This window comes from Luteimicrobium sp. DT211 (genome assembly GCF_049844995.1).
Classification (GTDB): domain Bacteria; phylum Actinomycetota; class Actinomycetes; order Actinomycetales; family Cellulomonadaceae; genus Luteimicrobium.
This window is the reverse complement of sequence record NZ_JBNCMC010000002.1, coordinates 741,601-767,853: the sequence shown is the minus strand read 5'-3', so window position 1 is coordinate 767,853 and position 26,253 is coordinate 741,601. Positions and strand designations below refer to the sequence as shown.

The window sequence follows — 26,253 nt, the reverse complement described above, 5'->3', positions numbered from 1 at the left end:
CGCAGCCCGCCGCCCCACCCTCGCCGAGCACGGGCTGCGCGCCCGTCCGGTCGCCCGGACGGACCGGCAGCCCGTGCTCGGAGGGCAGGGATCCCGTTCTCGGCACGCGACCGGCCGCGTCCCGGTTGCAGGCCTGACGTGCGCCGATAGGTTCGTGGCGGGGGTGAGGCATGGACCTGGACGTCACGGGCGTCGAGCAAGCCGTCTCGACCGGGTCTCTGCCCGACGGCGAGCGCGTCGAGCAGCTCGTCGCGGCCGCGCACGAGCGCAACCGCCTGGTTGCCGACGGTGTCGTCGCGGACTACATCCCCGCGCTCGCGTCCGCGGACCCGGACGCGTTCGGGGTGTGCGTCGTCGGGACGGACGGGGCCGTCCACGCTGCAGGCGACGTGGACGTCGAGTTCTCGATCCAGTCGATCTCCAAGGCGTTCGTGTACGCGCTGGTCTGCGAGGTCGTCGGGCACCGGGTCGCCCGGGAGCGCGTCGGCGTGAACAACACGGGCCTCGCCTTCAACTCGGTGGTCGCGATCGAGCTGAACGACGGCCACCCGATGAACCCGATGGTCAACGCGGGCGCTATCGCGACGACGGGGCTGGTCCCGGGCGCCGACGACGCCGAGCGGTGGGAGTTCGTCGGGTCCGGCCTGGCCGCGTTCGCGGGTCGGGAGCTGCGGGTCGACGAGGAGGTCTACGCGTCCGAGGCCGCGACCAACCAGCGCAACCAGGCGATCGCGCGGCTGCTCGCGAGCTACGGGCGGCTCGACGCCGACCCCCGACGCAGCGTCGACCTCTACACACGGCAGTGCTCCGTGCTCGTGACCGCGCGGGACCTCGCCGTCATGGCGGCGACGCTCGCCGACGGCGGCGTGAACCCCGTGACCGGGCGCCGCGTCGTCTCGGCCGGGGTGTGCCGCGACACGCTGGCGGTCCTGGCCTCGACCGGGCTCTACGAGCGGTCGGGGGACTGGCTGTTCGAGATCGGGCTGCCGGGGAAGTCGGGCGTCTCGGGCGGCCTCGTCACCGTGGCGCCCGGGAAGGCGGGCATCGCCACGTGGTCACCCCCGCTCGACGACGCCGGCAACAGCGTCCGCGGGCAGCGCGCCACCGCGTATCTCTCACGGGCCCTCGGGCTCAACGTCTTCGCATCCGCCGACTACCGGCTGTCCGGGCCGGCCGACGAACCTCGGAGGAACACGTGAGCAGCGCCGGAACGACGGCGACGACCGCGACGGAGGTCGCGCCGCGCGCGTCGTGGACGCCCATGGTGGGCCTCTTCCTCGCGCAGGTCCTCATGTCCTTCAACGTCGCCGCGCTACCCGTCTCGCTGGGCGGCATGGTCGACGACTTCGGCGTCCCGCCGACCGACGTCAGCACAGCGATCGTCATGTACGGGCTGGTGGTGGCGGCGCTCGTCATGGTGGGCGCCCGGCTCGGCCAGCGGATCGGCTGGGTCCTGCTGTTCCGGACCATGGTCGCCTGCTTCGGCGTCGCCGAGCTCATGATGGTCTTCGCGCCGTCCGTCGGCTGGGTCATCGCCGCGCAGGCCGTGGCGGGGGCGTGCGCGGCGATCATCGTCCCGTCGCTCGTCGCGCTCATCGCGGAGAACTACCACGGCGCGCAGCAGGCGACCGCCGTCGGGTCGCTCGGGTCGGCCCGCGCGATCTCCGGCGTGAGCGCCTTCCTCATCGGCGGCGCCCTCGGCACGCTCGTCGGGTGGCGGCCCGTGTTCGCGATCCTCGTCGTCGTCGCCGCCGTCGTGTTCACGTTGAGCTTCCGGCTGCGCTCCGCCGCCGGGAACCGCGAGGTCACGATCGACGTCGTCGCCGCCGTGCTCATCGGCCTTGCGATCCTCTGCCTCACGATGGGCTTCAACAACCTCAACGGCTGGGGCGTCGTCAGCGCCACGAACGACGCGCCGTTCGACCTCGCCGGCCTGTCGCCCGCGCCCCTGCTCGTGGTCGTCGGCATCGTGCTGGGCCAGGCGTTCTTCTGGTGGACGCGGCGCCGCACCCGGGCCGGCAAGGTGCCGCTGGTCGACCTGTCCGTGCTGCGGTCCTCGCCCGAGCGTGCGGCGGTGTACGCGATGTTCGTCGTCGTGGCGCTCGAGGCGGCGCTGAACTTCACCGTCCCCCTGTACATCCAGATCGTGCAGGGACGCTCGCCGTTCGACACGTCGCTCGCCATGATGCCGTTCAACCTCACGGTGTTCGTCGTCGCGACGGTCGTCGTGCGGTTCTACGGGCGGTTCGCGCCCCGCGTGATCGGGGTGTTCGGGTTCGTCCTCACGACCGTCGCCCTCGTCTGGCTGGCCGCCGTGGTCACGAACAACTGGGAGACCCTCCCGACGATCCTCGGGCTCGTGGTGTTCGGCATCGGCCAGGGCGCCCTCGTGACGCTCGTGTTCAACGTCCTGGTGACCTCCGCGCCCAGGGAGCTCGCGGGCGACGTCGGGTCGATCCGCGGGACGACCCAGAACCTGGCGTCGGCCGTCGGGACCGCGCTCGCGGGGGCGCTGCTCGTGACGCTGCTGTCGGTCGGCGTGGGGCGGGCTGTCGTCGACCATCCGCAGCTGCCGCCCGAGCTCGTCGCGCAGGTCGACCTCGACAGCACGAACTTCGTGAGCAACGACGCCCTGCGCACGACGCTCGGGCGGACCACCGCCACGCCCGTGCAGGTCGCGGCTGCCGTCAAGGTCAACGAGGACGCGCGGCTGGACGCCCTCCAGCTCGGCCTCGCCGTCCTCGCAGCGATCAGCGCGCTCGCGATCGTCCCGGCGAGCCGGCTCCCGCGGTACCGACCGCACGAGATCCCCGAGGAGCTCGCGACGCCGCAGGAGCTCGTGCGGCACGGGCAGTCGGACGAGGACTGAGCTGTAGGACTCAGCCCCGCGCGTACGCGAGGCTCTCGACGATCACCGAGAGCACGTCGTCGAGCTCGGCGTCGTCGCGCGGCCCGTAGACCATGAGCTCGGTGTCGAAGTCCGCGTACTGGTGCGGCTCGGCCCAGCCGAGCCGGACGAGCTCCGCGCCGCGTTCGGGCGGCAGCACGAGGTGCACGCTCGTGTCGTCGACGCCGTGCAGGTGGACGGGCTCGAGGCGTTGCCCGGGCGCGAGCGACGTCTCCGGGGCGCGTTCCGCGCGCTGAGCGGCGAGGAAGACGGCGCGCGAGGAGGCGGGGGAGACCTGGGAGTGGCCCTCGACGACGCCGTCGAGCGCGAAGACCCGGGCAACGAGCTCGCCCCACAGCGCGGGCGTGGCGCGCTGGTCGAGCTGGCGGTGCGGGCCGTCGTCGGACGTGTGGGGACGCTCGCCCGGGCGCGGTCGGGTCAGCACCTGGTCACGCCTTGGCCGAGAGCGGCTCCTCGCCGACCTGAGGCTCGGCGGCGACGGCCGCGTCGCCGAGGGGCTTCGCAAGCTGCGGGACGATCTCGCCGAGCCGCGGCTCCCACGCCGCGGCGCGGTCGCCGAAGCACTGGCGGAGCAGCTTGACCATGATCGGCGCGGCGGTGGAGGCGCCCGGCGACGCGCCGAGCAGGCCGGCGATCGACCCGTCGCCCGCGGCCACGAGCTCGGTGCCCATCTGCAGGACGCCGCGGCCCTTCTCGTCCTTCTTCATCACCTGGACGCGCTGGCCCGCGGTGATGAGCTCCCAGTCGCTGGGCCTCGCCGTCGGCATGAAGGCGAGGAGCTCCTCGAACTTCTTGTCGCGCGACGCGGCGAGCTGCCCGACGAGGTACTGGACGAGGTCGAAGTTGTCCTTGGCGACGCCGAGCATCGGCCCGACGTTCCCGGGCCGGATCGACCCGGGCAGGTCGAACCACGAGCCCTTCTTGAGGAACTTCGGGCTGAACCCGGCGTACGGGCCGAACATGAGGTACGACTTCCCGTCGACGACGCGGGTGTCGAGGTGCGGCACGGACATCGGGGGAGCGCCGACGTCGGCCTTCCCGTAGACCTTCGCGCGGTGCGCGGCCACGATGTCGGGGTTGGAGGTCCGCAGGAACGCGCCCGAGATCGGAAAGCCGCCGAAGCCCTTGATCTCCGGGATGCCGGACTTCTGGAGCAGGTGGAGGGCGCCGCCGCCGGCTCCGACGAACACGAACTTCGCGTCGACGGTGTGCGTGCGGACCTTGGCGTTCCAGCTGCGGTCCTTCATCGTCAGGCGCCAGCCGTCGCCGCGGCGGGCGAGGTTCGTGACCTCGTGCTGCAGCTCGACGTCGGCGCCGTTGTCCTGGAGGAACGCGACGAGGTGCCGGGTGAGCGCACCGAAGTCGACGTCGGTGCCCCAGTCGGCGCGCGTGGCGGCGATGGGCTCGGACGGGTCGCGGCCCTCGGTGAGCTTGGGCGCCCAGGACTCGATGACGGCCGGGTCGGTGCTGTACTCCATGCCCGCGAACCGGTGGTTGGCCCGCAGCGCCTCGACGCGGCGGCGCAGGTAGTCGACGTTCTTCTCGCCGCGCACGAACGTCATGTGGGGGGTGTTCGACAGGAACGTCGACAGCGGCGGGATGAGCCCGGCGTCGGCCAGGTGGCTCCAGAACTGGTGGGAGAGCTCGAACTGCTCGTTGATCGACACCGCCTTGGCGATGTCGATGGTGCCGTCCGCCTTCTCGGGCGTGTAGTTCAGCTCGCAGAGGGCCGCGTGACCCGTCCCCGCGTTGTTCCACGGGTTGGACGACTCCTGGGCGACGTCGTCCAGGCGCTCGTACAGGGCGATCGTCCAGGACGGTTCGAGGAGCTTGAGGAACGCCCCGAGGGTGGCGGACATGATCCCACCACCCACGAGCGCGACGTCGACGCTGGTTACTCGAGGCACCAGGCGATTGTAGGCCCGGCCTCTCGGGGGTCCCGCTCGCTAGGGTGGCGATGTGAGCGAGTCGACAACGGACCTGACGTCCGTGGCCCAGGACTACCTCAAGGTGATCTGGACGGCGCAGGAGTGGAGCGCGGACCCCGTCACCACCAAGCTCGTCGCGGACCGGATGGGCGTGGGCGCGTCGACCGTGTCGGAGACGGTGCGCCGGCTCGGCTCGCAGGGCCTGGTCGAGCACGCGCGCTACGGATCGATCGAGCTGACGCCCGCCGGACGACGTCACGCGCTCGCCATGGTCCGCCGGCACCGGCTCATCGAGACGTTCCTCGTGGAGACGCTCGGCTACGGCTGGGACGAGGTGCACGACGAGGCCGAGGTCCTCGAGCACGCCGTGTCCGACGGCCTGGTGGAGCGGATCGACGCCCTGCTGGGGCACCCGGAGCGCGACCCCCACGGCGACCCGATCCCGCGCGTCGACGGGACCGTCCCGCGCCCCGGGGCAGTGAACCTGCCCGAGCTGGCCGCGGGAGACCACGGGCGCGTCGCCCGCATCTCCGACGCTGACCCCGACGTCCTGCGCTACCTCGACGAGCTCGGGATCCGCCTGGACACGGAGCTGCGCGTCGTCGGCCGGCGCACGTACGCGGGGGTCCTGGAGGTCGCGCTGCCCGAGGCGACGACGGTCGCGGCGCCGATCCTGCAGCTCGGGCTCCCCGCCGCCGAGGCGATCTGGGTGCTGCCCGTCGGGCGGGACGACGCGGGCCGGTAGGCCCGGTAGGCTTCCACCACCGCACCGTACTGTCCGCCGGTCATCGCCGACCTCCCCTCGAATCGTTTCGACCGCGATTCGACCCCTGCACCCCGGAGGCAGCGATGAGCACCGCGCCCACCACACCCACGCCCGCGCCGCCCGCCACCGCGGCGCGCCCCGTCGCGCCGCGCACCGCCACGCTGGCGCTGCTCGCGCTCGCCGTCGGCGGCTTCACCATCGGGACCACCGAGTTCGCGTCCATGGGGCTCGTTCCCGACATCGCGTCCGACCTGGGCGTCTCCATCCCCGCGACCGGGCACGTCATCACCGCCTACGCGCTCGGCGTGGTCGTCGGTGCGCCGCTGCTCACGGCGCTCGCCGCGCGCCTGCCGCGCAAGGCGCTGCTGATCTGGCTCATGGCCGGGTACACCGTCGCGAACCTCGCCTCCGCGTTCGCCCCCGGCCTCGACGGCCTCCTGGTCGCGCGCTTCGTCGCGGGCCTGCCGCACGGCGCCTTCTTCGGCGTCGGGGCGGTGGTCGGGACCGCCGTCGTCGGGCCCGAGCGCCGCGGGCGCGCCGTCTCCACGATGATGGCCGGCCTGACCATCGCCAACGTGGTCGGGGTCCCGCTCTCGACGTTCGTCGGGCAGCAGCTCGGATGGCGGCTCGCGTTCGTCGTGGTGGGCGCGCTCGGCGGGCTCAGCCTGCTCGGCCTCGCGCGGTTCGTCCCGCACGTCGACGCCGTGCCGGGCGCGAGCGTGCGCGGCGAGCTCGGGGCGCTGCGCAACGGCCGCCTCTGGGTCACCGTGGCGGCCGCGGCCGTCGGGTTCGGCGGCCTGTTCGCCGTCTACACCTACATCGCGCCGACGATCACCACGGTGACCGGTCTGTCCGAGGAGCTCGTGCCCGTCGTGCTCGCGGTCTTCGGCGTCGGCATGACCGTCGGCACGCTGCTGGGCGGCCGGCTCGTCGACCGCAGCGTGCTGCGCACCGTGATCTGGTCGTTCGCCGCGACCGCCGTCGCGCTCGCCGTCCTCGCGCTGGTGCTGGGCTGGCCCCTCGGGGCGTTCGTCGGGCTGTTCCTGCTCGCCGCCACGTCCCAGGTGCTCGGCGTGGCCATGCAGACGCGGCTCATGGACCTCACCCCCACCGCGCCCTCGCTCGGCGCGGCGCTCGCGCACTCGGCCCTCAACGTCGGCAACGCCGACGGCGCGTTCGTCGGCGGCCTCGTGATCTCCGCCGGGTGGGGCTACCGCGCGCCCGCGTGGGCGGGCGTGCTGCTCACGCTCGCCGGTCTCGCGATCGTCCTCGTCGCCGGGCGCACCCGCGCCGAGCGCGGCGCCCCGAGACACCTCCCAGCCTGAGCCGGTAGCGTGTGCGGCGTCTCCGACCGGAGGCGTGACCAGCGTGGACACCGGCGCCGCCGGTCGTCCGACAGCGAGGGAGCAGCGGGTGAGCCAGGCCCCGAACGTCAGTGCCGGCCTCGACGACGACGAAGCGGTGGACGACTACGTCCGCCCGCTGATCCCGCACCCGCTCAAGGACCGCACGCTCGGCGCGATCCTCACGATCTTCGGCGGCATCGCCTTCCTCGCCGCGGGTCGGCTCACGATCGACGACTGGAAGCTGGCGCTGAACCCCGACTACCGGCCCTCGTGCTCGATCAACGTGTTCGTCACGTGCACCGCGGCGATGCAGTCGTGGCAGGGCAAGCTCTACGGCTTCCCCAACCCGTTCCTCGGCATCGTGGCCTTCGGGATCGTCGTGACGGTCGGCGTCGTCATGCTGACCGGCTTCCGGCCGCCGCGCTGGTTCCGGCTCGCGCTGCTGGCCGGGACGACGGTCGGCATCGGGCACGTGGTCTTCTTCGTGTGGACGACGATCTACCGGCTCGGCAAGATCTGCCCCTGGTGCAGCGTCGTCTGGCTCTGCATGATCCCGATCTTCTGGTACCAGCTCGTGCAGGCGATCCAGGAGCGCGCGATCCCGCTGCCCGAGCGCTGGCGCGGTGCGATCGTCCGGAACCGGACGATCGGGACGGTCGTGCTCTACGTCGCGCTGCTCCTGTGGGTGTTCATCGGCCTGCGCGACCCGATCACCCAGACCTACTTCTGACCGGCCGCGGCAGGCGTCGCGCGGCGAGCGCGCCTCCCGCGCGAAAGCCCGCCGGGTCACCGCGCCCGCGCCGGTAAACTCCTGGTGTGACCATTCCCGCCCCCTCCGTGCCCGGATCCGACGAGCTCCCGTTCCGCTATACCCCGCAGCTCGCGGAGGGCATCGAGCTCGCCTGGCAGGACGAGTGGGCGCAGCGCGGCACGTTCTGGGCCGCGAACCCCGAGGGTCCGCTGACCGACGGCGAGGACCGGCACGCGGCGCCCGGCGCCCGGCCGTACTTCATCATGGACATGTTCCCGTACCCGTCGGGCGCGGGACTGCACGTGGGGCACCCGCTCGGGTACATCGCGACGGACGTCGTCGGGCGCTACCGGCGCATGCGCGGGGACAACGTGCTGCACGCGCTGGGCTACGACGCGTTCGGGCTGCCCGCGGAGCAGTACGCGGTGCAGACGGGCCAGCACCCGCGCACCACCACCGAGGCGAACATGGCCACGATGAAGCGCCAGCTGCGCCGCCTCGGCCTCGCGCACGACGAGCGCCGGTCGTTCGCGACGATCGACCCCGGCTACGTGCGCTGGACGCAGTGGATCTTCCTGCAGATCTTCAGCTCGTGGTACGACCCGGACGCCCAGCGCCCGGACGGCGGCCGCGGCGCGGCGCGCCCGATCGCCGAGCTCGTGGAGACCTTCGCGTCGGGTGAGCGCCCGACGCCGGACGGCCGGGCCTGGGCCGACCTCACGCCCGCGGAGCGCGAGGACGTCCTGGGGGAGTACCGGCTGGCGTACGTCTCCGACGCGCCCGTGAACTGGTGCCCCGGCCTCGGGACGGTCCTCGCGAACGAGGAGGTCACGAGCGACGGGCGCTCCGAGCGCGGCAACTTCCCGGTGTTCCAGCGCAGCCTGCGCCAGTGGAACATGCGGATCACGGCCTACGCCGACCGCCTGGCCGACGACCTCGACCTCATCGACTGGCCCGAGAAGGTCAAGTCGATGCAGCGCAACTGGATCGGCCGGTCCGAGGGCGCCCGCGTGACGTTCGCGATCGGCGGCGTCGGCGCCGCGGGCGCGTGCCAGGTCGAGGTCTTCACGACCCGCCCGGACACCCTGTTCGGCGCCACGTTCATGGTCGTCGCGCCCGAGCACCCGCTGCTCGACGAGGTCCCGGCGGCGTGGCCCGACGGCACCAAGGACCTGTGGACGGGGGGCCATTCCACCCCCGGCGCGGCCGTGGCCGCGTACCGCGCGCTGGCCGCGAGCAAGACCGCGGTCGAGCGCCAGGCCGACGCGCGCAGCAAGTCGGGCGTGTTCACGGGTCACCTGGCCGCGAACCCCGTCAACGGCGAGCTGATCCCCGTCTTCACGGCCGACTACGTCCTCATGGGCTACGGCACCGGCGCGATCATGGCCGTCCCGGGCGGCGACCAGCGCGACTTCGACTTCGCTCGCGCCTACGACCTGCCGGTCGTGTTCACGGTCGCGCCCGAGGGCGGCTTCCCCGACGGGTTCGAGGAGGACCCCGACGCCGCGTACACCGGCGACGGCCTGGTCCAGCGCTCGACGGCGCGGACGACGGCGGGCGACGAGCTCTCCCTCGACGGCCTGGCCGTGCCCGAGGCCAAGGCGCGGATCACCGCGTGGCTGGAGGCGAACGGCGTCGGGCAGGGCACGGTGACCTACCGGCTGCGCGACTGGCTGTTCAGCCGCCAGCGCTACTGGGGCGAGCCGTTCCCGATCGTCTACGGCGAGGACGGGGCGCCTGTCGCGCTGCCCGACTCGATGCTGCCGGTCGACCTGCCCGACGTGCCCGACTACGCGCCGCGCACCTTCGCGCCCGACGACGTCACCTCCGCCCCCGAGCCGCCGCTCGGCCGCGACGAGAGCTGGGTGAACGTCACGCTCGACCTGGGCGACGGGCCCAAGACGTACCGCCGCGAGACCAACACGATGCCCAACTGGGCCGGTTCGTGCTGGTACTACCTGCGCTACCTCGACCCCGCCGACCAGCACGAGGCGGTCTCGCCCGAGCTGGAGAGGTACTGGCTCGGCCCGGAGCACAACGCGGGCGCCGGGAAGGCGGGCGGCGTCGACCTGTACGTCGGCGGCGTCGAGCACGCGGTGCTGCACCTGCTGTACGCGCGGTTCTGGCACAAGGTCCTGCACGACCTGGGCCACGTGAGCTCGCTCGAGCCGTTCCACACGCTGTTCAACCAGGGCTACATCCAGGCGTACGCGTACACCGACGCGCGCGGGCAGTACGTCCCCGCGGCGGAGGTCGAGGAGCACACGTCCGACGCGGGCGACGTGACGTACACGTGGAACGGCGAGCCCGTGAACCGCGAGTACGGGAAGATGGGCAAGTCGCTCAAGAACGTCGTCACGCCCGACGAGATGTACGAGCAGTACGGCGCCGACACGTTCCGGGTCTACGAGATGTCGATGGGCCCGCTCGACATGTCGCGGCCCTGGGAGACGCGCGCCGTCGTCGGGTCGCAGCGGTTCCTGCAGCGCCTGTGGCGCAACGTCGTGAGCGAGAGCACCGGGGAGACGACGGTCAGCGAGGACGCGCCCGACGCCGCGACCCTGCGCCTCGTGCACCGCACCGTCGCCGACGTGACCGTCGAGATGGAGCACATGCGCCCCAACACGGCGATCGCGCGGCTCATCACGCTGAACAACCACCTCACCGGGCTGGACCGGGTGCCGCGTGAGGCCGTCGAGCCGTTGGTGCTGATGACCGCGCCCATCGCTCCGCACATCGCCGAGGAGCTGTGGCGGCGGCTCGGCCACGACGCGTCGCTCGCCCACGAGCCGTACCCCGTCGCCGACCCTGCGTACCTGGTCGAGGAGACCGTGACGTGCGTCGTCCAGGTGCAGGGCAAGGTCCGGACGCGGCTCGAGGTGTCGCCGTCGATCGCCGAGGACGCGCTGCGCGAGCTCGCGCTCGCCGACGAGAACGTGCAGCGGCACCTCGACGGTCGCGGGGTCCGCACCGTGATCGTGCGCGCGCCGAAGCTCGTCAACGTCGTCCCGGCCTGACCCCGGCCGGGTGGACCGTCCCACGCCGCGCCCTGCCGGGCGCCCGGCGCGCATCGAGGCCGCCCTGGCCCGGAGCCGGGGCGCGTTCGGCACGCCCACGCTCGCCCTCCTGCACCGCCGGGAGGGCCCGCTCGTCGTCGCGGTGCTGTCGCTGATCTTCAGCCCCGGCCGGGTCACCGTGCCCACCGAGCAGCTGCACGTCGAGGTCGAGGACCTGCTGGCCGAGGCGCGGGCCGCGGGGCACGACGACGTCCCGGACGAGGCAGCGCGCGCGCTGTGCTCGCGCTGGGTCCGGGACCGCTGGCTGGTGCGCGCGCTCGACGACGACGGCGCCGAGCAGTACCAGGTCAGCTCGCACGCGGCCGAGGCGCTCGCGTTCGTCGACCGGACGCAGGGCGCGCGGGCGCTGGTCAGCGAGTCGCGTATCCGCACCCTGCTCCTCGCGCTGGAGGGGCTGGCCCGCGACGCGCGCCCCGACCGCGCGTCGCAGCAGCGGGCGCTGCGCGAGCAGATCGCCCGGTCGCGCGACGAGATCGCCGCGGCCGAGGCGGAGCTGCGCCGGCTCGAGGAGGGCGGCGCCGTCGTGGAGACGCCCGCGGACCGGCTCGCCGAGCAGTTCGACAACGTGGCGGCCCTGGTGCGCGAGCTGCCCGCGGACTTCGCGCGCGTGGCGGAGTCGATCGCGGAGCTGCAGCGCAGCATCGTCACCGGCCTGAGGCAGGACGACCGCCCGACGGGCGAGGTGCTCGGGAGCTACCTCGAGGCGTCGGACACGCTGATGCAGCGCACGCCCGAGGGGCGCGCCTTCGCGGGCGCGATGGAGCTGCTGCGGGACCCGCGCCTGCTCGGTCAGCTCGACGACGGGGTGCGCGCCGTGCTCGCGCATCCCTTCGCCCGGACCGTGTCGCCCGAGCGCCGCGAGGCGGTCCGCACGCTCTACGCGCGCCTGCTCGCGTCGGTCGACGCCGTCCTCGACGCCCAGGCGCGGGCCTCGCGCACCATCACGCAGCAGCTGACCGTGCACAACCCGCTGCGCGACCGCGAGCTCGACGCCGCGCTGCGGGAGGCGACCGCCGCGATGGCCGACTGGTTCCCGGCGTCCGGCCGCGCGGCCCGCGTCGAGCCGCTGCGCTGGCTGGAGCGGGCCCGGCTGGGCCGGTTCCGCGCCCAGCTCCACGACCTGCGTCCCGACACCCCGCCGGACGCGCTCGTCGACGGCTTCGCCGACCTCGACGCGGACGGGCCCGACGCGACGCTCGACGGGCTGCGCGGGATGGGCGGCCCCCGGTACGAGGAGACGCTGGCGCACGCGGCGCGCGTCGTACGCGAGCGCGGGGAGGCGACCGTCGACGAGGTCTTCGCGGCCGGACCGCCCGAGCTGCGTCGGCCCGTCGAGCTCCTGGGCTACCTGGAGCTCGCCGCGCCGGGCCCGGCGGACGGCTCGGGGGAGCCGGACGTCGCCGCAGCCCGGCTCCGCCGCGTCGTCGCGCAGCGCGCCGACGGCACCACCCGGACGATCGTGCTGCCCGCCGTGCCGGTCGCGCTGCCGGCCGACGCCGCCGAGAGTGCCCACGAGCCCCCCGTCGACGTTCCCACCGACGAGATGGAGACCCCCGCATGACCGAGGTCGCACCGACGCCCGGGCCGTTCGTCGCGCCCGTCGGCATCGACGACGACGTCCCCGCCCTGTTCGCCGGCGACACGGGGGTGCTGCCCTACGACGCCCGCCGCGTGCTCGCGCTCGTGCTCCAGCGGCGCTACCTGGCGGCGGCGTCGCACCCCGCGGAGTGGAAGGCGCTGCTCACGCACCAGAACGTCCTCGCGTCGCGCTGCCACGACATGTTCGTCGAGCTGGTGATCGACCGCGACTACGAGATCGCCTACAAGCGGCAGGTCCGCGAGCCGGGCCTGAGCGTCCCCGTGCTCCTCAAGGACGAGCCGTACAAGCGCGTCGAGACGCTGCTCATGCTGTTCGTGCGCAACCGGTTCCGGCAGGAGCAGGGAGCGGGCGAGCGCGCGGCGCACGTCGACGCGGAGGAGCTCGTGGACTACGCGCTCGGCTTCCTGCCCGCGGGCGAGACCAACCTGGCCGCACGGCGCCGCGAGGTCGACAACGCGATCGGCGCGCTGGTCCGCGAGCACGTGCTCGAGGAGGTCGCCGACGGCCGTTACCGCGTGCAGCCCGTCGTCGAGGTGCTGCTGCCGGTCGAGCGGCTGCGGGAGCTGACCCGGTGGCTGCGCGGCGGTGCGGCGGTATCCGCTGGGCCCGACGCCGACGGTACCGACAGCGCCGACACCGACGACGCCGTGGACGAGGACGAGGAGGTCTCGGCATGACCCTCACCAGCACGGGTACGGACGCACGGACTGCGCAGGACGCGCCGCGCATGCAGCAGTCGCTGTTCGGGCTCATCCCGACGGCGTCGGACGGTCGCCAGTGGACGGCCACGTCCATGCAGCTCGTGAACTGGGGCGGGTACCACGGCTTCCACGAGGTGCGGTTCGCCGGCACGACGACGCTGCTCACCGGGGCGTCCGGGTCGGGCAAGTCGACGCTGCTCGACGCGTACATCGCGCTCATGATGAGCCACACGACCCCGTTCAACGGCGCCTCCAACACCGCGACGAGCGGGCGCGCCCGCGGCCAGGAGCAGCGCAACGTCGTCTCGTACGCGCGCGGCAAGGTCGACGAGCAGCGGGCGGCCGGGGCGTCGTCGGCGAAGGACCGCGTGCTGCGCGGCGAGGCGTCGGACACCTGGTCGGCGATCGCGATGACGTGGACGTCGCAGTCGAGCGAACGCTTCACGGCGCTGCGCGCCTGGTACGTGCCCCGTGCCGCCCAGCGCGCGGACGAGACCGTCGCGGTGCGCGCCGTCGTCGAGCGGGGCTTCGACCTGCGCGAGCTCGAGCCGTTGGTCGCGCAGCGGTTCGCGCGGTCGGGCCTGACCGCCGCGGGGCTGACCGCGTTCGACACGGACAAGGCCTTCGCGGCCCGCCTGCACGCGGCCCTGGGGATCGGCGCCGCGGGCGAGGGCGACAAGGCGATGCAGCTCCTGGGCCGCATCCAGGCCGGCCAGCAGATCACGACCGTCGACTCGCTGTACAAGGCGATGGTGCTCGAGGAACCCGAGACGATCCGGGTCGCGGAGCGCGCCGTCGAGCACTTCGACGAGCTCAGCGAGGTCCGTGCGGAGATGGACACCGCGCAGCGCCAGGTCGACGTGCTGCGCCCGATGCTCGAGCACCGGGCGGCGATCGACGCGGCCGCGGCGTCGCGCCGCGTCGTGGACTCGCTGGGGCTCGAGCCGGAGGGCGACGAGCCGACCCCGTTCACGGCGTGGCGCGACCGCACGCAGCTCGACCTGCTGCGGGCGGCGGAGGCGGACAACCGCGTCCAGCACAAGGCGGCGGCCGAGCGGGCCGCGGTCGCGGCGCAGCGGATCGACGCGGCCGACGCCGAGCTCGAGCGGGTGCGCGCCGACCAGCGCCGTAACGGCGGCGACGCCATCGAGGCGGCGGAGCGCGAGGTCCGCGCCGCCGAGCAGCGGCTCGCCGAGGTGCGGCGCGCCCGTTCGGAGCTCGAGGTGCATCTGGCGCCGCTCGAGCGCGAGGTCGCCACGAAGCGCGAGCTGGACCGGCTCCACGCCGACGCGCGGGCCTACCTCGCGGGCCGCGACCGGCACACCGACGCGCTCTCGGACGCGGTCGGCGAGGCGAGCACGCGGGAGAAGGACGCCGAGCGCGCCGTCGTCGAGCTTGAGCGCGAGGAGGCCTCGCTGCGGGCGCGCCGCGGCAACGTGCCGCGCGAGCTGCACGAGACGCGCGAGGCGTGGGCGCGGGCCGCGGGCCTGCGCACCGAGGACCTGCCGTTCGTCGGCGAGCTGCTCGAGGTGCGCGGCGAGTACGAGCCGTGGCGCGACGCGATCGGTCTCGCGCTCGGCGGCTTCGCCGTCACCGTCCTCGTCGACGAGGACCGCCTCGACGGCTTCCGCCGGGCGATCGACGCCGTCCCGTCTCCCGCGCGGGTCCGGTACGAAGCCGTGCGCGTGGGGCTCCCGCTGCACGAGGAGCAGGACCGTTCGCTGCTGCCGGGCCGGCTCGAGATCAAGGCGGGACCGTTCGGCGGTTGGCTCGCGGGTCGCCTCGCCGAGCGGTTCGCGTACGTGTGCGTGGACGACCCTGCCGAGCTGGCGCAGCACGAGCGCGCGCTCACCCGCGCCGGGCAGACGGCCGAGAGGGGCCGCGGTGCCCACGGCGGCCAGGGGCGCCCGTCGCCGCTCGGGTTCAGCAACCACCGGCGCCTCGAGCAGCTCGCCAGGCAGCTCGAGGAGGCGCGCGACGAGCTGCGGCTCGCGCACGAGGCCCTGGCGGGCGCCAAGCTGCGCCAGCGGGGCGAGGCTGACCACTTCGTCGGCTTCAGCCAGGGGCTCCGGGCCACGTGGGACGACGTCGACGTGGCGAGCGCGGAGGGCCAGGTGGCCGAGCGGAAGGACCGACTCGAGGCGCTCGTAGCCGGGTCGGACGTGCTCCGCGCCCTCAAGGCTGACGAGGAGCGGCTCCGTGCGCGGCTCGAGGAGCTGCACCGCGAGCGCGCCGACGCGCAGAACCGCGTGACCGCCCTCGGTGCGGAGTGGGCCCAGCTCAGCGACCAGGTGGACCAGGTGGCGGACGCCGTCGAGCGGGCCGACGCGGACGGGGTCGAGCTGACGGCCGAGCAGGCCCGGCACCTGGCCGACCTGATGGTCCGGGTCGGCTGGTCGGGCGCGGCGGCCGACGGGCGCGGCCTCGCGGACCTCCTGGTGGCCGTCGGCGCCGTGGTGCGCGAGCTGCGGCACGAGCAGGAGAGCGCGGCGGAGGCCGAGCGGGCCGCGCGGGCCGCCCTGGCGGCGACCTTCGAGCGGTTCGAGGACGCGTGGCCCGACCCCAACCGCAGCGCGGACCCCGACGCGGCCTACGAGGACTTCCTGCGGGTCTTCGAGGAGCTCGAGTACCAGCAGCTCTACCGCCTGCGCGAGAGGTGGTCGGCGCACCTGCGCCAGATGTCGGGCGACCAGCTCACGCGGCTCAACAACGGCATCGCGCAGGCGGCGGCGGAGATCCGCGACCGGATGGAGCCCGTCAACGCGATCCTCGCGACGCTGCCGTTCCGCGACGACGCGCACCGCCTGCGCATCACGGCGACCCCGGTCGAGGGCCAGGACGTCGCGTCGTTCCGCCGGCTGCTGCGCGAGCTCGCGACGACGCCCGCGGGCGACGTCCCGCTCGCCGAGCACGAACGCCGCTACGCCCGCATGGCCCGGCTCATCGACCGGATCCGCCCCGACAGCCCCGAGCGCCGCCGGCTCGTGGACGTGCGCGACCATGTCCGGATCAGCGCGGAGTGCGTGGACCTCGACGGCAACCACGTGAGCGTCTACGACCACATCGCCGGCAAGTCGGGCGGCGAGTCCCAGGAGCTCGTCGCGTTCATCGTCGGGGCGGCGCTGCGCTACCAGCTCGGCGACGCCGGCGCCGAACGGCCCCGGTACGCGCCCGTGTTCCTCGACGAGGCGTTCATCAAGGCCGACGCGCGGTTCGCCGGTCGCGCGGTCGGGGCGTGGCGGGGCCTCGGGTTCCAGCTCGTCGTGGGCGCGCCGCTCGACAAGGTGAGCGCGCTCGAGCCGCACGCGGACGTCGTCCTGCAGGCGATCAAGGACGCGGCCGGACGGTCCCGGCTCGTCACGCTCGTGGGGGAGTGACCGCGGGGCGGCCGTCGGCGCCAGGTGCGACCATCGGGGCATGACGCGTTTCGCGATCGACGCTCCTGTCGCGCTCCGGCTCGTTCGGGGCACCGCCCTCCTCGCTGACGGTCACCAGCTGGTCGGTGCCGCCGCGCTCCGCTCGGAGGCGATGGCGATCCTCTACCGCGAGCTGCGGGCCGGGACCCTGGACGCCAAGGACGCCCGGGACCAGCTCGACGGGGTCGCGGGCCTCAAGGTCCGGCTGCTCGGCGACCGCGTCTCACGCGCCACGGCCTGGCGGATCGCGCTCGAGCGGGACTGGGACGACGTTCGACGCGCGGAGCTGCTCGCGGTCGCGACCCTCCAGGCCGACGCCCTCGTCACCGAGGACGCGGCGCTCGCGGCGGACGCGGACGGGCTCGTCCCGCTCGCGACGGTCGCCGTCCTCGCGATCCCCGCGACCGCCTAGGAGCGGGTCGCGCTCCGCGCGGGGCGGCGCGACGCGGTGCGGCGACGCCGGACCAGCACGTTCGACCCCCGGCGCGGACGCACCCGGTGGACCTTACGCACGACGACGGGCGCGTCGTCGGTACCGGCGCCCGGGAGCGAGGCCGCCGGGCGGGCGAGGCGCCCGAGCGCGCGGTGGCACACGGCGTACGCGGGCACGAGCAGCAGCACGGAGCCGATCCACGCGAGCGGGTTGCCCCAGACGATCCCGGCGTACCCGAACGCGCCGCCGAGCGTCAGGGCCGCGGCGACCCGCATGACGAGCTCGAGCACGCCGGACAGCGTCGGGACGAGCGTGCGCCCGAGCCCCTGCAGCGCGCCACGGAGCACGAACAGGACGCCGAGGACGGCGTAGAGCGCGCCGTTGACCCGCAGGTACTGGGCGGCCATCGACGTCACCTCGGCCTGCCCCGAGCCGACGAACAGCCCGACGAGGTCGCTGCCGAACGCGACCAGGACGCCGCCGAGCACGACGGACCCCGCGACTGCCACGGCGACGGACTGCACGACGCCGGAGCGGATCCGGTCGGGGCGCCCGGCGCCGTGGTTCTGCGCGGCGAACGTGGACACGGCGAGGCCGAGCGAGCCGAGCAGCGCCACGGCGAGCGAGTCGACGCGGGTCGCCGCTGTGTAGGCGGCGACGGCGGTCGCGCCGAGCTCGTTGAGCTTGAGCTGCACCGTGAGGGTCCCGATGGCGATGATCGAGGCCTGCAGGCCCATGGGTACGCCGAGCCGCAGGTGGCGGCCGAGCTCCGCCGGCTTCCGGAGGGCGGCGCGCAGGTCCGACCGGCCGATCTGGAGGATGGGGACCCGGCGCCGCACGTGGAGGAGGCAGAGCAGCACCGACACGGCCTGGGAGGAGATCGTCGCGAGCGCGGCGCCCCCGACGCCCAGGCCGGCGAAGCCCACGAGCCCGACGACGAGCGCGCCGTTGAGCACGCAGCTCACCACGAGGAACACGAGGGGCGTGCGGGAGTCGCCGATGGCCCGGATGATCGCGGCGAGGTAGTTGAAGAACATGGTCGCGGCCGCGCCGGCGAAGCTCACGGTCGCGAACGTCGTGGCGTCGTCGAGCAGGTCGGCGGGCGTGCGCAGCGCCTCGAGCGCGGGCCGCGCGAGGGCCACGGCCCCCACGGTGATCACGAGGCTCGACGCCGCCGCGAGGATCGTCCCGGCCGCGACCGAGCGGCGGACCGCGGCGTGGTCGCTGGCGCCGAACGCCTGCGCCGTCGGGATCGCGAAGCCGGAGGTCATGCCCCACGCGAAGCCCAGGAGCAGGAACAGGAGGCTGCCGGTCGAGCCGACGGCGGCGAGCGCGTCGACGCCGAGGTGGCGGCCGACGACGAACGCGTCGGTCACCTGGTAGAGCTGCTGGACGACGTTGCCGACGAACAGCGGGATCGCGAAGACGAGGACGACGCGCCACGGGCGGCCGGACGTGAGGGCGTGAGCCATGGAAGGACGGAGCTCCTGGGGCAGGGCAGGGGCCGACGGCGCGACGACGGGTCGCGGGCCGGCGGGGGGAGAAGTCGGGGAGGGTGCGCGGCGACCGGACGGGCCGGTTCGCGCAGGCAACATCGTAACGTTTCGACCGGACGTCGTCGAGCGCTTATCGCGCACGTCACGTGCGGATTCTCCGGAGGGCGCGTCAGCGCCGTCGCGTGCCGAAGACGCTGCGCGTGATCTCCCGGCCGAGCGTCGTCGCCATGGAGCCCAGGAGCTTGTCGAGCGGGCTCTGGGCGGTCGACCGGCGCGCGCCCGACCCGCCGCCGGCCCGCGCCTTCGCCGCGTCGCGCTCGAGCTTCGCCTGAAGCTTGGCGAGGTCGTCGGCCTGCTTCGCGGCCGCCTTCGCAGCCTCCTTGTCGGCGGCCGCCCGCTCCTTCGCCGCTACCTCCGCCGCTGCAGCCTGGTCCGCGGCGGCCTGCTGCGCCTCGACCCGCTGCGCCAGCAGCTCGTACGCGGACTCGTTGTCGACCGCCGTGCCGTACTGCGCCTGCAGCGGCGACGCCGCGACGATCCCGGCCAGGGTCGCCTCGGGCGCGGGGTCCATCGACGACCGCGGCGCGCGCACGCGCGTCCACGCCACCGGTGCCGGCGCGCCCTTTTCGGTGAGCACCGTCACCACGGCCTCGCCCGTGCCGAGCGACTGGAGCAGCTGCTCCAGGTCGTACGGCGAGGTGGGGAACGTCCGGACGGCCGCGCGGAGCGCCTTGGCGTCGTCGGGCGTGAAGGCGCGCAGCGCGTGCTGGACGCGGTTGCCCAGCTGGGCGAGGACGTCCGCCGGCACGTCCTTGGGGCTCTGGGTGACGAAGAACACCCCGACCCCCTTCGACCGCACCAGCCGGACCGTCTGCACGACCTGCTCGACGAACGCCTTCGACGCGCCGTTGAACAGCAGGTGCGCCTCGTCGAAGAAGAACACGAGCTTCGGCTGGTCCAGGTCCCCGACCTCGGGCAGGTCCTGGTAGAGGTCCGCGAGCAGCCACATGAGGAACGTCGAGAACAGCGCGGGCCGGTCCTGGACCGCCGGCAGCTCGAGGCACGACACGACGCCGCGGCCGTCGGGCGCCGTCCGCAGCAGCGCCGCGGTGTCGAAGGCGGGCTCCCCGAAGAACACGTCCGCGCCCTGCGCCTGGAGCCCCACGATCTCGCGCAGGATCACCCCCGCCGTCGCCGCCGACAGCCCGCCGATGCCCCGGAGCTCGGCCTTGCCGTCGGCCGACGTGAGGTACGCGATCGTCGACTGCAGGTCCTTGAGGTCGAGCAGCGCGAGCCCCTGCGTGTCCGCCCAGTGGAAGATCAGCCCCAGGCTCGACTCCTGGGTCTCGTTGAGACCCAGCACCTTCGACAGCAGCAGCGGCCCGAAGTCGGTGACCGTCGTGCGCACGGGAACGCCGCTGCCGAGGCCGCCGAGGGAGTAGAGCTCCGCGGGGAAGGCGGTCGGCGTCCACTCCTGCCCGATCGAGGCCGCCCGCTCCGCGACCTTCGGGTCGTCGTCGCCGGGGACGGCGAGCCCCGACAGGTCGCCCTTGACGTCCGCGAGGAACACCGGCACACCCGCAGCCGACAAACCCTCCGCCATGCCCTGCAGCGTCTTGGTCTTGCCCGTACCGGTCGCACCCGCGACCAGCCCGTGGCGGTTCAGCATCGAGAGAGCGAAGCCGACCTGCACGGCGGGGTCGGGCGCCGGGTCGACCGTGCCGCCGTCGCTGCCGTCCCCGGCGACCAGCAGAGCGCCGAGAGGCAGCGTCCCGCCCCGGTACGCGTAGCCCGCGCGGACCTGCTCGGCGTACCCGCTCGGCCGCGCGTCGGGCGGGGCGGGCTCGATGCCCGACGACGGCGCGTCCGCCGCGCCGTCGCCGTCGCCCGGGGCATCGGTCGACGGGGCGTCGGTGGCCGATGCATCCGGGGGCGCATCGGAGGACCGTGCGAGCGCGGCGTCGAGGGCCGCCTGCGCCGCAGCCGCCCTCGCCTCGGCGGCCTCGGCCGCGGCCTGCGCCGCCGCGGTGCGAAGTGCGGCGATCTCGTCCGGACCGGGAGCGTCGTCGGCCATGTCTCGCATCCTAGGGTGGAGGCGATGAGCCCGCTCCGCCGCACCCCCGGTCCTGTCCGCGTCGTCACCGACTCGACGGCATCGCTGCCGGACGTGCCGGACCCGGTCCGGGACCTCGTCGAGGTGGTCCCCCTCACGGTCGTCGTCGACGGCGTCGCGGCACGGGAGGGGGAGGACATCACCCCCGACGAGATCGCGGGGGCGCTCGGCTCCGGCGCGCGCGTGACCACCTCCCAGCCGCCACGGGCCGCGTTCGAGGCGGCCTACGAGCGCGCCGCCGCCGAGGGGGCGTCCGCCGTGGTCTCGGTGCACCTGTCGGGGGAGCTGTCGGGGACCGTCCACCAGGCGGCCGCCGCGGCCGCGACGGCGGGGCTCCCTGTTCGCGTCGTCGACTCGCGGTCGGCCGCCATGGTGCTCGGGTTCGCGGTGCGCGAGGCCGCCCGCGCCGCCACCGACGGGGCGCCCGGCGAGGTCGTCGCCCGCCGCGCCGTGCAGGTCGCGAACGCCGGACGGGCGGTCTTCCTCGTCGACTCGCTCGACCAGCTGCGCCGCGGCGGCCGGCTCTCGGCGCCCGCGGCCGCGATCGGGACGGTCTTCGGCGTGCGCCCGCTGCTCACCCTTCGCGACGGCCGGATCGAGCTCGTGCAGCGGGTCCGGACCCGCACCGCGGCCGTCGAGCGCATGCTCGAGGTCGCCGTCGCCTCGGTCGAGCGCCGGACCGACCCGGCGCTCGCCGTCCACTACGTGGGCGCGCACGAGCCGGCCTTCGAGCTCGCGCGCGAGCTCGAGGAGCGGACCGGCCACGGGGTCCTGGTCTCGCCCGTCAGCGCGGTGCTCGGCGCCCACACCGGACCGGGGACGCTCGCTGTCGTCGTGACGGACCTCGCCGAGACGGCACCCCGGAGGAGGTCGCCGGCCCCGCGCGGGAGGCGCTGACGGTCGACGGAGACCCTGTGGGCGGCGCGGGTCGTCCACAGCGGCGGTCCGCGGCCCGCGGGCCCGGCGCGTCGTGCGCCTAGCGTCCCCGTGTGCCCCGAACTCCCGCCCCCGACGCCCGGGACCGCGCGCGCCGCCTGGCCGGCGATCCCGACGCCGCGCCGTGGAGCCCCGTGCGATCCCCGGAGCCCCGACGAGCGTCCGAGGCGGACCGACCCGAGGCGGCCGGTCCCGAGATCGTCGTCCCCGCGGCGGTCGAACCGGGAGACGCCCCCTCCGAGCCGTGGGAGCCGGGAGACGCCGGTCCCGGCGACGCCGCCGACGTCGCGGCGCGGTTCCGAGCCGGCGCACTGGGCGCCGTCGCGGCGGCGTACACGACGGCACACGGGCATCCGGTCGGCGCCGACCTGGAGGAGGCGCGCGGGCCGAGGCGGTGGGCCGTGTCGGCGCGGGCCGCCGCGCTCGTGGTCGCCGTCGTGCTGGCGGTGGGCGCCGCCGTCGTGACGGTCGCGGTGTCGCGGGGCGCCGGCGCGCCCGCGGCCCGCCTCGACGCGGCCGTCGACGTCCCGACGCCGCGCGCGACGGGAAGCGTGGGATCGGGCGCCGGATCCGCCGCCACGCCGAACGCGGCCAGCACGCCTGCGGGCAGCACGCCCGAGGCGTCGGCCGAGGCGTCGATCCTCGTGCACGTGGTCGGGGCGGTCCGCCACCCGGGGTTGGTCCACCTCGCCTCGGGCGCGCGCCTCGAGGACGCCGTCGAGGCGGCCGGCGGGCCGACGTCGTCGGCCGAGCTCGACGCCGTCAACCTGGCCGGCGTCGTCGCGGACGGACAGCAGGTCCGCATCCCGCGACAGGGAGAGGCCGCGGCCCCCGCGGCGGAGGCGTCCGACACCGACGCCGGCGGCGGCGCGTCGCAGACGCCCGCGTCGACGGGCGCGCCCGTCGACCTCAACACGGCCGACGCGGCGGCCCTCGACGCCCTGCCGGGCATCGGCCCCGTCCTGGCGCAGCGGATCGTGGACCGGCGGACGCAGGGCGGACCGTTCACGAGCGTCGACCAGCTCGACGAGGTCTCCGGCATCGGCCCGGCGCTCCTCGCCCGGCTGCGGGACCTGGTCCGCGTGTGACCGCGCCCGCGCGCCCGCCCGTCGACCTCCGTCTCGCGCCCGCGGCGCTCAGCGCGTGGCTCGCGGGGTGGTGGGCGACCGGCGCCGACGCCCGCACTGTCGCCCTCGGGGCCGCGGTCGTCCCCGTGCTCGGTGCTGCTGCGGCGATGGGCGTGCCGCGCGCGACCCGTGCGCTCGGCCGCCTCGCACGCCTCCGCCGCGCACGCCGTCGCTCGTCCGCCGAGCCGGGGTCGGCGGCCGGCCCGGCGCTCGGCCCGGCGGTGGCGCTGGCGGCCGCGGTGGTAGCCGTCGTGCTCGCGGCGTGCGCCGCCCAGCAGGTGGTCCGCGACCGCTCGGGGCTGGCCGACCTCGCGGCCGCGGGCCGGGTCGTGACCGTCGCCGCGACCGTGCGCGACGACCCGACGCCCCTGCGGGCGACCTGGGGCCAGGACGTGGTGCTGGCGTCCCTCGAGGTGACCGCCGTCGACGACGGCGCGCACGCCTGGCGCGCCGCCGCGCCCCTCCTCGTCCGCGGCGACCCCGGCTGGACGGCGCTCGCGGTCGGCACGCGCGTCACGGTGACGGGCCGCCTGCGCCCGGCGGACCCCGGCGAGCGCGAGGTCGCCCAGCTCGTCCCGCTGCGCGCCCCGGAGGTGCGCGGGCCACCGCGAGGCCCGGTCGCCGTCGCCGACGCACTGCGCGCCGACCTGATGGGGGTCACCGACGACCTGTCGCCGCAGGCCAGGGCGCTCGTCCCGGGAGTCGCCGTCGGCGACGTGACCCGGTTGCCCGACGACCTCGACGCCGTGATGCGGACGGTGGGCCTCACGCACGTGACCGCCGTGTCCGGCGGGCACTTCGCGATCGTGGTCGCGACGCTGAGCGGGCTCTGCGCCGCGCTGGGACTCGGCCGGTGGCCGCGGCTCGCGGTCCTGGTGCCGGCGACCACGGGGTTCGTGCTGCTCGTGCGACCCGACCCGAGCGTCGTCCGCTCCGCGGCGATGTGCGCGGTGACGCTCGCCGGCGCAGCGCTCGGGCGGCCCGCGCGGGCCGTCCCGGCGCTCGCGGCCTCCGTGGTCGTGCTGCTCGTGGCGGACCCGTGGCTCGCCCGGGCGTTCGGGTTCGTGCTGTCGGTCGCCGCGACGGCGGGGATCGTCCTGCTCGCCGGCCCCGTCGCCGCACGGCTCTCGGCGTGGCTTCCCCGGCCCGCGGCGCTCGTCGTGGCCGTGCCGCTCGCGGCCCAGGCGGCGTGCGGCCCCGTGCTCGTGCTCCTCGCGCCCGCGGTGTCGCTCTGGTCGGTGCCGGCGAACCTCGTGGCCGACCCGGCGCTCGCCCCCGCCACCGTCCTCGGGGTGCTCGCGACCCTGCTCGCACCCCTGTGGCCGGCCGGCGCGCACCTGCTCGCGTGGTGCGCCGGGTGCGCGACCTGGTGGATCGCCCGGGTGGCGACGGTCGCGGCCGGGATGCCGGGCGCGAGCCTGCCCTGGATGGGCGGGCTGGTCGGCGCGCTGCTGCTCGCGCTCGCGACCGTCGCCGCGGGGGTGGCGGCCTGGAACTGGCGCACCCTGGCCCGCGCGGCCGGGGTGAGCGTCCCGTGGGCGCCCGGCGCCCGGCCTGCGCTCGCTGGGTGGTGGTGGGTGGTGCGTGGCACGCTACGGGCATGCCTGCAGCGACCCGACCGGCCCGCCGCTCCGGCGGCTCCCGTCCCGCCCGCGCGGGCCTCACCGCGGCGGAGCTGACGCTCGCGCCCGTGATCCTCGTGAGCGGCCCCGAGTCCCTGCTCGCCGACCGGGCCGTCGAGCGGGCCGTCGCGCTCGCGCGGGAGGCGGCGGGGGAGGACGGCCTCGAGCGCGTCGACGTGTCCGGGCCCGCGTACGAGTCGGGACGCCTGGTGGTCGCGACGAGCCCGTCCCTGTTCGGCGAGCCGCGGGTCGTGGTCGTCGACGACGCCCAGCTCGGCACCGACGCCCTGCTCGGCGAGCTGAGCGCCTACGTCGCTGCCCCCGAGCCGGACGTCACGCTCGTCGTCGTGCACCGGGGCGGGCAGCGCGGCAAGCGCATGCTCGACGCGATCAAGGCCACCGGCGCACCCGTCGTCGCCTGCGACGCCCTCAAGCGCGACTCCGACAAGGAGGACTTCGTCCGCGCCGAGTTCCGGGCCGCGGGCCGCCGCGTCGACGCCGAGGCCGTGCAGGCGCTCGTCGCCGCGCTGGGCAGCGACCTGCGCGAGCTCGGGTCGGCGTGCTCGCAGCTCGTCGCGGACACCACCGGCACCGTGACCGCCGCGGTCGTCGACCGCTACTACGGCGGCCGCATGGAGGTCACCGGCTTCCGCGTGGCCGACGCCGCGGCGGCCGGGCGCGCCGCCGACGCGGTGACGCTGCTGCGGCACGCGCTCGCGTCGGGAGTCGACCCGGTGGTCGTCGTCGCGGCCCTCGCGCTCAAGCTGCGCCAGCTCGCCAAGGTCGCCGCGACGCGCGGTGCCGGCGGTCCCCGGCCCCAGGAGCTCGGCCTCGCCCCGTGGCAGATCGACCGCGCGCGCAAGGAGCTCGCGAACTGGACCCCGGAGGGGCTCGCGACCGCGATCACGGCCGTCGCCCGGGCGGACGAGGAGGTCAAGGGCGCGGGCCGGGACCCGGTCTACGCCGTCGAGCGCGCCGTGCTGACGGTGGCGCGCGCCACGGGCCGGTAAACCACCCGTCGACTGCCGGACACCCCGGGTTAGGATGCACTAGCAACGAGGACGTGCGCCCGTAGGTCCCCGTCTGCGGTCGCGCGGCGGAACATCGCAGAAAGAAGGGGGCTGCGCATGTCCCAGCTCGGTCGTGACGTCGTGCGCGTCCGCCAGCGGTCCGCCCGGGCGCTCGGCCGCGAGGCCCTGCTCGTCGTCGCGGTCTACGCGGTCTACTCGGTGATCCGCAACCTCGCCCCCCAGCGCAGCTCGCTCGCCGAGCACAACGCCTGGAACGGCCTCCGCCTCGAGGAGGGCCTGCGCCTCGACGTCGAGCACGGGATCAACAACTTCGTCGTCGCGCACCCCTGGGTCGCGGTGCCTGCCAACTACTTCTACGCGACACTGTTCCTGCCCGCGGTGATCGCGACGCTCGTCTGGCTCTGGGTGCGTCGCCCGCAGGTGTACTCGCACTACCGCACGGCGCTCGTCGTGATGACGCTCATCGGCCTCGTCTGCTTCTGGCTCTACCCGCTCGCGCCCCCCCGGCTGCTCCCGGGCGCCGGCTTCGTCGACACCGTGCCGTACTTCCACACCTGGGGTATGGACTCGAGCGGCCCGAGCAACACCGGGGTCTCCAACCAGTACGCGGCGATGCCGTCCCTGCACTTCGGCTGGTCCCTGTGGTGCGGCACCACGCTGTGGCGGTGCGCCAGCCGGAACTGGCAGCGCGTCGTCGGCATCGTCTACCCGCTGCTCACGCTGCTCGTGATCCTGGCGACCGCCAACCATTATCTGCTCGACGCCGCGGGCGGCGCGGTCGCGTTCCTCGCGGCCGACCGCCTCGTGACCTACGTCGAGCGCCGCCGGGTCGGCGTCCCCGAGGCCCGGCGCGGCTGACCGAGCCGCATCCCTCCGGCTGCGGCGCCGCCGCCGCACAGCGTGTCAGAAGCTCGTGAGCCCCGAGGCTCACGAGCTTCTGACGACTCAGGGCCCGGGCAGCGCGCGAGGGTGCCACGCGCGTGGCTCCCGATACAGCACGGA

Annotated in this window: 19 protein-coding genes; 15 read left to right on the top strand and 4 right to left on the bottom strand. The window is 74.9% G+C overall.

Annotated elements, in window-relative coordinates; genetic code table 11:
* Nucleotides 1–170 precede the first annotated feature (170 nt).
* Nucleotides 171–1,199, top strand: a complete 1,029-nt coding sequence (gene glsA, locus ACLQ14_RS07630) for a glutaminase A (RefSeq protein WP_425811524.1) — start codon at nucleotides 171–173, stop codon at nucleotides 1,197–1,199.
* Nucleotides 1,196–2,869 carry an MFS transporter gene (locus ACLQ14_RS07625; RefSeq protein WP_425811522.1) on the top strand — a complete coding sequence of 558 codons (1,674 nt, stop codon included), beginning with the start codon at nucleotides 1,196–1,198 and terminating at the stop codon, nucleotides 2,867–2,869. The genes glsA and ACLQ14_RS07625 overlap by 4 nt, the downstream gene beginning before the upstream one ends.
* Before the next feature lie 10 nt (nucleotides 2,870–2,879).
* On the opposite strand, the gene ACLQ14_RS07620 is transcribed toward ACLQ14_RS07625, so the two are convergent.
* Together ACLQ14_RS07620 and mqo are read right to left on the bottom strand one after the other, a co-directional pair.
* Nucleotides 2,880–3,332, bottom strand: coding sequence for a luciferase family protein (locus ACLQ14_RS07620; protein ID WP_425811520.1), 453 nt, complete (start codon nucleotides 3,330–3,332; stop codon nucleotides 2,880–2,882).
* 4 nt (nucleotides 3,333–3,336) lie between these two features.
* Nucleotides 3,337–4,767, bottom strand: coding sequence for a malate dehydrogenase (quinone) (mqo, locus tag ACLQ14_RS07615; RefSeq protein ID WP_425811657.1), 1,431 nt, complete (start codon nucleotides 4,765–4,767; stop codon nucleotides 3,337–3,339).
* Between the two features lie 100 nt (nucleotides 4,768–4,867).
* On the opposite strand from mqo, the gene ACLQ14_RS07610 reads away from it, so the two are divergent.
* From ACLQ14_RS07610 to ACLQ14_RS07575, 8 genes are all read left to right on the top strand, one after another.
* Nucleotides 4,868–5,581 (top strand): metal-dependent transcriptional regulator, encoded by a 714-nt coding sequence (locus tag ACLQ14_RS07610; RefSeq protein WP_425811518.1) that lies wholly within the window; start codon nucleotides 4,868–4,870, stop codon nucleotides 5,579–5,581.
* A 104-nt stretch (nucleotides 5,582–5,685) separates the two neighbouring features.
* Nucleotides 5,686–6,927 (top strand): MFS transporter, encoded by a 1,242-nt coding sequence (locus ACLQ14_RS07605; RefSeq protein WP_425811516.1) that lies wholly within the window; start codon nucleotides 5,686–5,688, stop codon nucleotides 6,925–6,927.
* A gap of 88 nt (nucleotides 6,928–7,015) precedes the next feature.
* Nucleotides 7,016–7,678, top strand: a complete 663-nt coding sequence (locus tag ACLQ14_RS07600; RefSeq protein ID WP_425811514.1) for a vitamin K epoxide reductase family protein — start codon at nucleotides 7,016–7,018, stop codon at nucleotides 7,676–7,678.
* 86 nt (nucleotides 7,679–7,764) lie between these two features.
* A complete protein-coding gene (leuS, locus tag ACLQ14_RS07595; RefSeq protein WP_425811512.1) occupies nucleotides 7,765–10,716 on the top strand; it encodes a leucine--tRNA ligase in 2,952 nt (983 codons plus the stop codon).
* 10 nt (nucleotides 10,717–10,726) lie between these two features.
* A complete protein-coding gene (locus tag ACLQ14_RS07590; protein WP_425811510.1) occupies nucleotides 10,727–12,337 on the top strand; it encodes a DUF3375 domain-containing protein in 1,611 nt (536 codons plus the stop codon).
* The gene (locus ACLQ14_RS07585; RefSeq protein WP_425811508.1) at nucleotides 12,334–13,053 is read left to right on the top strand and encodes a DUF4194 domain-containing protein; all 720 of its coding nucleotides are present in this window, start codon (nucleotides 12,334–12,336) and stop codon (nucleotides 13,051–13,053) included. Before ACLQ14_RS07590 ends, ACLQ14_RS07585 begins: the two co-directional genes overlap by 4 nt.
* Nucleotides 13,050–16,454, top strand: a complete 3,405-nt coding sequence (locus ACLQ14_RS07580) for an ATP-binding protein (RefSeq protein WP_425811506.1) — start codon at nucleotides 13,050–13,052, stop codon at nucleotides 16,452–16,454. Before ACLQ14_RS07585 ends, ACLQ14_RS07580 begins: the two co-directional genes overlap by 4 nt.
* Before the next feature lie 40 nt (nucleotides 16,455–16,494).
* Nucleotides 16,495–16,905, top strand: a complete 411-nt coding sequence (locus ACLQ14_RS07575; RefSeq protein ID WP_425811504.1) for a hypothetical protein — start codon at nucleotides 16,495–16,497, stop codon at nucleotides 16,903–16,905.
* On the opposite strand, the gene ACLQ14_RS07570 is transcribed toward ACLQ14_RS07575, so the two are convergent.
* Both ACLQ14_RS07570 and ACLQ14_RS07565 read right to left on the bottom strand, forming a co-directional pair.
* Nucleotides 16,902–18,398 (bottom strand): MATE family efflux transporter, encoded by a 1,497-nt coding sequence (locus ACLQ14_RS07570; RefSeq protein WP_425811502.1) that lies wholly within the window; start codon nucleotides 18,396–18,398, stop codon nucleotides 16,902–16,904. The two genes, ACLQ14_RS07575 and ACLQ14_RS07570, sit on opposite strands and share 4 nt — an antisense overlap.
* 193 nt (nucleotides 18,399–18,591) lie before the next feature.
* Nucleotides 18,592–20,496, bottom strand: a complete 1,905-nt coding sequence (locus tag ACLQ14_RS07565) for a helicase HerA-like domain-containing protein (RefSeq protein ID WP_425811500.1) — start codon at nucleotides 20,494–20,496, stop codon at nucleotides 18,592–18,594.
* A 24-nt stretch (nucleotides 20,497–20,520) separates the two neighbouring features.
* Here ACLQ14_RS07565 and ACLQ14_RS07560 point away from each other — a divergent pair, with 24 nt between their 5' ends.
* The 5 genes from ACLQ14_RS07560 to ACLQ14_RS07540 all read left to right on the top strand — a co-directional run bounded on the left by ACLQ14_RS07560 (nucleotide 20,521) and on the right by ACLQ14_RS07540 (nucleotide 26,109).
* Nucleotides 20,521–21,432 (top strand): DegV family protein, encoded by a 912-nt coding sequence (locus ACLQ14_RS07560; RefSeq protein ID WP_425811498.1) that lies wholly within the window; start codon nucleotides 20,521–20,523, stop codon nucleotides 21,430–21,432.
* 92 nt (nucleotides 21,433–21,524) lie between these two features.
* Nucleotides 21,525–22,559, top strand: coding sequence for a helix-hairpin-helix domain-containing protein (locus ACLQ14_RS07555; protein ID WP_425811496.1), 1,035 nt, complete (start codon nucleotides 21,525–21,527; stop codon nucleotides 22,557–22,559).
* Nucleotides 22,556–24,277 carry a ComEC/Rec2 family competence protein gene (locus ACLQ14_RS07550; RefSeq protein WP_425811494.1) on the top strand — a complete coding sequence of 574 codons (1,722 nt, stop codon included), beginning with the start codon at nucleotides 22,556–22,558 and terminating at the stop codon, nucleotides 24,275–24,277. Before ACLQ14_RS07555 ends, ACLQ14_RS07550 begins: the two co-directional genes overlap by 4 nt.
* Complete coding sequence (gene holA / locus ACLQ14_RS07545) at nucleotides 24,199–25,230, top strand: DNA polymerase III subunit delta (protein ID WP_425811492.1); 1,032 nt, start codon at nucleotides 24,199–24,201, stop codon at nucleotides 25,228–25,230. The genes ACLQ14_RS07550 and holA overlap by 79 nt, the downstream gene beginning before the upstream one ends.
* A 117-nt stretch (nucleotides 25,231–25,347) precedes the next feature.
* The gene (locus ACLQ14_RS07540; RefSeq protein WP_425811490.1) at nucleotides 25,348–26,109 is read left to right on the top strand and encodes a phosphatase PAP2 family protein; all 762 of its coding nucleotides are present in this window, start codon (nucleotides 25,348–25,350) and stop codon (nucleotides 26,107–26,109) included.
* The last annotated feature ends 144 nt before the right edge of the window (nucleotides 26,110–26,253 follow it).

Coding starts and splice junctions, on each gene's coding strand:
- glsA (WP_425811524.1), top strand. CDS start 171: ATGGACCTGGACGTCACGGGCGTCGAGCAAGCCGTCTCGACCGGGTCT.
- mqo (WP_425811657.1), bottom strand. CDS start 4,767: ATGTCCGCCACCCTCGGGGCGTTCCTCAAGCTCCTCGAACCGTCCTGG.
- ACLQ14_RS07605 (WP_425811516.1), top strand. CDS start 5,686: ATGAGCACCGCGCCCACCACACCCACGCCCGCGCCGCCCGCCACCGCG.
- ACLQ14_RS07585 (WP_425811508.1), top strand. CDS start 12,334: ATGACCGAGGTCGCACCGACGCCCGGGCCGTTCGTCGCGCCCGTCGGC.
- ACLQ14_RS07580 (WP_425811506.1), top strand. CDS start 13,050: ATGACCCTCACCAGCACGGGTACGGACGCACGGACTGCGCAGGACGCG.
- ACLQ14_RS07575 (WP_425811504.1), top strand. CDS start 16,495: ATGACGCGTTTCGCGATCGACGCTCCTGTCGCGCTCCGGCTCGTTCGG.
- ACLQ14_RS07570 (WP_425811502.1), bottom strand. CDS start 18,398: ATGGCTCACGCCCTCACGTCCGGCCGCCCGTGGCGCGTCGTCCTCGTC.
- ACLQ14_RS07565 (WP_425811500.1), bottom strand. CDS start 20,496: ATGGCCGACGACGCTCCCGGTCCGGACGAGATCGCCGCACTTCGCACC.
- ACLQ14_RS07560 (WP_425811498.1), top strand. CDS start 20,521: ATGAGCCCGCTCCGCCGCACCCCCGGTCCTGTCCGCGTCGTCACCGAC.
- holA (WP_425811492.1), top strand. CDS start 24,199: ATGCCTGCAGCGACCCGACCGGCCCGCCGCTCCGGCGGCTCCCGTCCC.
- ACLQ14_RS07540 (WP_425811490.1), top strand. CDS start 25,348: ATGTCCCAGCTCGGTCGTGACGTCGTGCGCGTCCGCCAGCGGTCCGCC.